Origin of the sequence: Jiella soli (genome assembly GCF_020615385.1) — a bacterium.
Taxonomy (GTDB): domain Bacteria; phylum Pseudomonadota; class Alphaproteobacteria; order Rhizobiales; family Rhizobiaceae; genus VKMB-3413.
Window position 1 is genome coordinate 26524 of record NZ_JAJAVB010000010.1, and the last position, 6728, is coordinate 33251.

The 6728-nt window shown below is 65.6% G+C and carries 5 protein-coding genes, 1 tRNA gene and 2 pseudogenes (1 of these 8 running past the window's edge); 5 read left to right on the forward strand and 3 right to left on the reverse strand.

Translation table 11 applies throughout. The features are described 5' to 3' along the window. Positions 1-82: 82 nt before the first annotated feature. Together LH400_RS06595 and LH400_RS06600 are read right to left on the reverse strand one after the other, a co-directional pair. Positions 83-820, reverse strand: coding sequence for a hypothetical protein (locus LH400_RS06595; RefSeq protein WP_229151883.1), 738 nt, complete (start codon positions 818-820; stop codon positions 83-85). Positions 821-848: 28 nt separating this feature from the next. Continuing rightward, entirely contained in the window at positions 849-1514 is a 666-nt protein-coding gene (locus LH400_RS06600; protein ID WP_229151948.1) for a HupE/UreJ family protein, read from the reverse strand. 203 nt (positions 1515-1717) lie between these two features. Between LH400_RS06600 and LH400_RS06605 the strand changes: the two genes are divergently transcribed. The 3 genes and pseudogenes from LH400_RS06605 (at position 1718) to LH400_RS26495 (ending at position 3447) form a co-directional block, all read left to right on the forward strand. Continuing rightward, a complete protein-coding gene (locus LH400_RS06605; RefSeq protein WP_229151884.1) occupies positions 1718-2167 on the forward strand; it encodes a hypothetical protein in 450 nt (149 codons plus the stop codon). Between the two features lie 84 nt (positions 2168-2251). Continuing rightward, a pseudogene (locus LH400_RS26290) lies at positions 2252-3080 on the forward strand (chromate resistance protein ChrB domain-containing protein); the annotation flags it as partial. 85 nt (positions 3081-3165) lie between these two features. Next, positions 3166-3447, forward strand: coding sequence for a hypothetical protein (locus LH400_RS26495; RefSeq protein ID WP_491014610.1), 282 nt, complete (start codon positions 3166-3168; stop codon positions 3445-3447). A 342-nt stretch (positions 3448-3789) separates the two neighbouring features. On the opposite strand, the gene LH400_RS06620 is transcribed toward LH400_RS26495, so the two are convergent. Beyond that, positions 3790-3879, reverse strand: a tRNA-Ser gene (locus LH400_RS06620). Between the two features lie 691 nt (positions 3880-4570). Here LH400_RS06620 and LH400_RS26175 point away from each other — a divergent pair. Together LH400_RS26175 and LH400_RS26295 are read left to right on the forward strand one after the other, a co-directional pair. Beyond that, positions 4571-5719, forward strand: coding sequence for a septal ring lytic transglycosylase RlpA family protein (locus LH400_RS26175; RefSeq protein ID WP_370638342.1), 1149 nt, complete (start codon positions 4571-4573; stop codon positions 5717-5719). Positions 5720-5839: 120 nt separating this feature from the next. Then, positions 5840-6728 (forward strand): annotated as a pseudogene (locus LH400_RS26295) (D-alanyl-D-alanine carboxypeptidase family protein); it runs 279 nt beyond the window's last position.

Genomic DNA, 6728 nt, shown 5'->3' on the forward strand with positions numbered 1-6728 from the left:
CCGAGCGTTGCGGTCGCCCTTTCGGTATGGCTTGCCGATCGACGGCACGAGACCATCGGTCGGCGGTCGTTGAAAGACCTGGTCAGACCTTCCGCTCGAAGGCGGTGTAGGTGCCGCTCGTGCGCAGCGTCACGGCGACCGGCGCGTCGCCGCGGTTACGCCAGAACCATCCGTGGTTGCCCGTGAAGGTCGCCTGGATGGTGCCCTCGTCAGACGAGACCGCGCGCCCCTTCTCATAGGAGATGTTCTGTCCGCCGCCGTCGCCGTGCGTGTCGTAGTTGACGGCGCCACCCTCCGAGACGACCCAGGCGAAGGAGGCGATCTCGCCCTCCTGCATAGTCAGCTTGATCTCGGCGCCCTCGCCGGGGGCGAGCGTGATCGTCATCTCGTCGGTCCGCATCTCCTGGGCCGCCGCGGGCGATACGATCAGCGCACCGAGCGCCCCGAGGATGCTCGACTGGCGCTCCGGGGCGGGTGGCGCCGGCGGTGCGGGCGGCGCCAGCGGGGAAACCGGTGGGGGTGCGATGCCGGTTGTAGCGGGCGAGAGCGTCGCTGCATTGGCACCGGCGGACGGCGCGGCACGGTTGGCGGCGTCCCTCGCGGCATCGGCTTCGGCCTCGGCTGCGAGCTGGGTCTTGATCTCGCCCATCTCCGTGAGGTTCAGCGCCGATCCGACCCCGGTCGGATCGATCCCGTACTCGGCGGGGAGCACGACCGCGACCAGGATCGCAGTGGCGGAGACCACCGCGATGGCGGTCGAGCGCAGGAGCTTCCGCGTGGAAGGAAGCTCGGCGCGGGTGGGCATGTCGGTATTGTACATGTGTCGGTATCCTTGCGTTGAGAGGTCGTCAGGCGACGAGATAGCCGGCGACCTGGTAGCCGAAGAGCACGAAGCCGGCGGCCATCATGACGACGTTGGCGGTGTAGGCGTGGCGGAAGAAGCTCGGGGTCCTGCGCCAGAAGCCCATGACGATGAGGATCGCGCCGAGGGCGAGGAGCTGGCCGATCTCGACGCCGACGTTGAAGGCAAGGAGGTTCGGCACCAGGCCGTCCGGCGAGATGTCGTATCCGAGGATCTTGGTCGACAGACCGAACCCGTGGAAGAAGCCGAAGATCAGGGTTGCGGCCTTGGTGTTCGGCTGGAAGCCGAACCACCGCTGGAACGCCCCCATGTTGTCGAGCGCCTTGTAGACGACCGACAGTCCGATGATCGCGTCGATGATGTAGCTGTTGATCCCGACGTTGAAATAGACGCCGAGCAGCATCGTCGTGGAGTGACCGATCGCGAAGAGGGTCACGTAGATGCCGATGTCCTTCATCCGGTAGAGGAAGAAGATCACGCCGAGCAGGAACAGGATGTGGTCGTAGCCCGTCGCCATGTGTTTGGCGCCGAGATACATGAAGGCGATGAGGTTCACCCCGGTGATCTCCTGGATGTAGCCCTGGTCGCCCGCGGCAACGCCGTGCGCGAGAGCTGTCGTGCCCCATGTCGTCGCCAGGAGAAGCGCGAGCATGGAGGTGCGAAGCGTCGACCGGATCGCGTGGCGCGACTCGAGACGACCTTCGACGGAAAGGTCTTGCATGGTTGGTTCCGATTGTCCGTAAGGTGCCATGCCGTCATGGAGACGGCGTCTGATCACGCGGTGACGGACGGTCTCGGCGGTCGATCGAGCGTGGAAGCTTCGCCCTCCAGGCCTCGGTCCTGACGGACCAGAGCATGCTGCACGGCACCGGGCGGCACGGGCGCGTCGAACCGGGGCAACGTTCCGGGCTTGTCGTGGGAATGGTCGAACGGGTTGTGCTCGTGATCGCCGTGCCCGGATGTGTCGGCGAGCGGCTCGTCGTCATGCGAGTGGCCGTGGTCATCGAGGGCGGCGTGCAGCGTGGCGACCGGGTCGTGCGAAGTCGACGGCCCCTGAGGCGCCGCGAACATGGCGAAGGCGACCGCCAGGGCGATCGTCAGATGTCCAAGGAGGGTTCGACTGAGCGTCAGCATACCGTCAGCGGTTGGTTCCCTCGGGCGAAGACCGCGATCCTAGTCTCCGATCGCGGCGCAAAACTTGTCGGCAAGAAAGATGGCGCAGTCATGGTGGCGAAAGGATTCTCCTTCGCACCCGATGCCGGACCGGCGCGGCGAAGACTTGACTTCGAGGGCCGCTCTGGCTGAATGCGTGCCTGGAGATTGCGATCTCCCCACGAGGCTCCGGCCGAAGCATCGCGTCCACTCATCCATTCATGGAAAGGACGCGTCATGGCCTCGACGATCACCATCTCATGCGACAAGCTTTCCCGCCTCGTCGGGACCCCGAAATCTCCCCTCGTGGTCGACGTCCGAACGGAGGACAGCTTCGCTGCCGACCCGCGGCCGGTGCCCTGCGCGATGCGTAGGGACCATACGAGCGTCGCGGCCTGGGCGGCGGACCTTCGCGCCCGTCCGGTCATCGTCGTCTGTCAGGCCGGCGCCAACCTTAGCCACGGCGTCGCCGCTTGGCTACGCCATGAGGGCGTTGCCGCCGAAGTGCTGGAAGGTGGTCACGAGGCTTGGTCCTCAGCGGGTCTTCCGGCCGTGCCGGAAGCCTCGCTCCCCCAACGGGATGCCCAAGGGCAGGACCGTCTGGGTCGCCCGGGCTCGTCCGAAGGTCGACCGGATCGCCTGTCCCTGGCTGATCCGGCGCTTCGTCGATCCCTTCGCCGTGTTCCTGTTCGTCCAGCCATCTGAGGTCGAGGCGGTCGGCGAGCGCTTCGGTGCAGCGCGGTTCGACGTCGAGAACGTCTTCTGGAGCCACCGCGGAGAGCGTTGCACCTTCGATACGATGGTCGAGGAACTCGATCTCGCGACGCCGCCGCTGCTCCGGCTGGCGACCCTCGTCCGCGACGCCGACACGGTCCTCACCTACGTCGCCCAGCAGGCCGTCGAGACCTATGGCTGGCTGGTGCCGGGCGAGATGCTCGACGGGCTCGGCCTTGCCGAGACGACGCCCGGGCCGCTGATCATGGTCACGCAGTTCGTCGGCTTCCTTGCCGCCTTCCGTGTTCCGGGAGCGATGAACCCATACGTTGCCGGCACGGTCGGCGGCTTGCTGACGACTTGGGTCACTTTCGTGCCCTGCTTCCTGTGGATCTTCCTCGGGGCCCCTTCATCGAACGGCTGCGCGGCAATCGCGCTTGTCGGGAGCGCTAGCGGCGATCACCGCCGCAGTCGTCGGCGTAATCCTGAACCTTGCCGTCTGGCTCGGCCTGCACACGCTGTTCCGACAGGTGGACCAGGTCTCGGCAGGACCGTTCTCGCTCGACGTGCCGCGACTTGAGAGCGTCGCTCCCGTTGCCGTCCTGCTGTTCCTGGCCGCGGCGCTCGCCCTGTTCCGATGGCGGCTGGGCATCGTGCCCACCCTTCTCGGGGCAGCGGGTGCTGGAGCACTTTGGCACATGATCGAGAGAACGATCTGAGACCGCATATCAGGATAGCTCCTGACCGCTTCGGCCTTCGACGGAGGAGAAGTAGACGGCGGGCCAACCCCAGGATCGTCAATGACTTGTCTGTTACGATGAATGCGATCCGGGACCTACGTCATGCTGATGTTGTGCTAGTTGACCAGACATCTTTCTCTACGCTTGGCGCGCACGGAGAACTGTTGGCGAAGATCACGCGGCATCGCACGGATGTACCACCAGATGCCGCCGCGCCTTGAAAGATGAGTCGTCGCCATGCCCGCCGCCTGTGACATCAGGGTGTGACATCAGGCGGGAAATCGTTGCTTCAGATAATCAATGAAATCAATAGTTCGTATGTGGCGGATGGGGTGGGATTCGAACCCACGAGACGGTTCCCCGCCTGCCGGTTTTCAAGACCGGTTCCTTCAACCACTCGGACACCCATCCGAACCGCCAGACCGGTACCGCCAAAGCCCGCCGGGAGCCGCTTGCGAAACCAGTCGCGCCCGCGCTTCGACAGCTCGTGCTTCGCTGGCTTTAGCGTCCGCCCGCTTGCTGCGTCAACCGACCAGCCTGCTGCGGATCAGCTCGGGGCGTCGGCCGTGCCGGAGGATGCTCGCGATTTCGTCGATTGAGCTCGATGCCATCGTTGGCAACGCCGTTAGAACTTGCCAGGGAAGACCGAGGCCGAAGCGTCAGACCGAGCTGGATCTTGTAACAAATTGTGAACTGTCTTTGTAATTCGAGGGCGGCCAGCGCGAATCAGGCAAGAATGGGGCGTCTGCCCTAATTCCGCCGGGAAGTGTTCGAGACATGTTCCGCGTGCAAGCAGGGTATAACCGTTGCTTGAAGAGAATTCTGGGCGCCCGATCAACTGCTTGACCGGCTCCAAAGTAGTGGGCCCGTCCGACATGGTGGTACGGTGCCGGCAGCGGGGAGAATGCGGCCGATGCGCAACAGTCAATCCGGTGGCAGGGAATAATCGGTAGAGGCCCGTGATGGTGCGCGCGTCAGATGTTGCCGTCGGTTGGTTGATCCGCCGCATGCGTGCCGGTTACATCCTCGGTCAAGCGGCCGCTCGTCTCGCTGGGGAGCGAGGAGAGGCGGCTGGGGGATCACTTTGGAAGGGGGCGTCGCCGTGCGTTCAACCGGCGCGAAACGCATCCGCTATGCGGGTGCGGCCAGTATCATCGTCGTCAGCTCGGCCTTTCTGGCCGGGTGCCAGGGGTCGGGCACGCCGATCGAGCAGCTTGCCGACATCGCTACGGTCGTGAAGTTCGACAGCAAGACCTACGGCGTTCCCGCCAGTCCGCGGGTCACGACGTCGCGCAACGTGCGCAAGGGCGGCGGTCGCGAGATCGTCGGCAAGCCCTACAAGGTGAAGGGCAAATGGTACTACCCCAAGGAGCGGAAGCCGGGATTCGCGAGGTCCGGCGTCGCCTCCTGGTACGGCCCGAACTTCCATGGCAGGCTGACCGCGAACGGCGAGGTCTACGACATGCACGGCCTGTCGGCGGCACATAAGACCTTTCCGCTGCCGTCCTATGCGATGGTCACCAATCTCAACAACGGTGCGCAGGTGATGGTTCGGGTGAACGACCGCGGCCCCTTCGCCGACGACCGCATCATCGACGTCTCCTCCGAGGCCGCCGATCTCCTCGACTTCAAGGGCGCTGGCACGGCGAACGTCAAGGTGGAGTATGTCGGCCGCGCGCCCCTGGAGGGCGACGACACGAAGATGCTGATGGCGAACTACCGGCCGGCAGACGGCGATGCCGGCGGCACGCCGGACAGCGTCATGGTGGCAATGAACGAGGCGCGCCAGCCCGCAGCGGCCGGCATTTCCACCGCGACCGCCTTTGCCGGCGATCTGCCGGGCGTGCGGCCGGCGGATGCGGTCACCGAGGATCGCGGCGCGGGCGGCAGCGACGGGGCAAAGCCGCTGTTCTCGCTGTTCCGGTCCTCCTTCGCGGCCGACGGGGCCGAGATGCGATCGGGCGCCGCCGCGGCGCTGTCAGAAGCCGTTTCGGCTCGATCGGCCGCCGGAGTACGGAACGCCGACGGGGCAGGGGCGAGCGAGAGGATCAATATAGGGGTCCTGGACGGCGAGACGCTGAAGCGGGTCGAGGCGGTGGCGCGCGGCCAGGGCGAGCTTCACGAGGAAGCTGTGCCGGATTCGGCCGGCGTTTCGGTCAGCCTTGCCGTTGCCGACGGACAGGACAGCGACGCGATCCTGCAGAGGCTCTGGCAGGTTGGCGCCGAGGACGCCTTCGTCCTGCACGACTGATCCGATGGCGCCGGATGCCCACAGGCTCCGGCTTGCCCAACCCGCATGCGCTGCGATAACTGAAGCCATGACGACAGCGCGCGAGTATATCGTGGGGACGACGTTTCGGCGAAGGACCCCATGAGAAAAACCATATCATTCGGCTCTCTTCTCGTCGGGGCGGCACTCTTCGCAGCATCGGCTGCGGGCGTCGCATCCGCTCAGCCGGAGGACTCCAAGCCCGCGATCGAGACTGCGGCAAAGGAAGCGCTCATCGTCGACGGCGGCACAGGAACGGTCCTGTACCAGAAGAATCCCGACGCGCCGTTCCCGCCGGCCTCGCTGGCGAAGATGATGACGATGGAAATCGTCTTCGCGGCGATCAAGAGCGGCGACCTAAAGCTCGACACGGAATTCCCGGTCAGCGTCCATGCCTGGCGCACCGGCGGAGCCCCGTCGGGCACCTCGACCATGTTCGCCGCAGTGAAATCCACGGTCCCGGTCTCGGCGCTGATCCGTGGCGCCATCGTCCAGTCGGCCAATGACGCCTGCATCATCCTCGCCGAGGGCATGGCCGGCTCGGAGGATGCCTTCGCCGAGAAGATGAATGCGCGCGCGGCCGAACTCGGGATGACCAATTCGCACTTCGTCAACCCGACGGGCCTGCCGGCGGACGGCCAGCATGTCACCGTGCGGGATCTCGTGACGCTCGCCCGCCACATCCGCACGACCTTTCCCGACCTCTACGAGATCTATGCCGAGCCCTCCTTCGAGTGGAACAAGATATTCCAGCGCAACCGCAACCCGCTGCTCGCCATGGAGATCGGCGCCGACGGCATGGAGACCGGCTACACCGAAGCCTCGGGCTACGCGCTGCTCGGCGTGACGGATCGCAACGATCGCACCACCTATCTCGCAATGAGCGGTCTCGGAAGTGCGAGGGAGCGCGCCGAGGAGGCGAGGAAGCTCCTGACCTGGGCAAACGAGGGCTTCGACCGCGAGCGGCTGTTCCTGGCGGGCGAGCGAATCG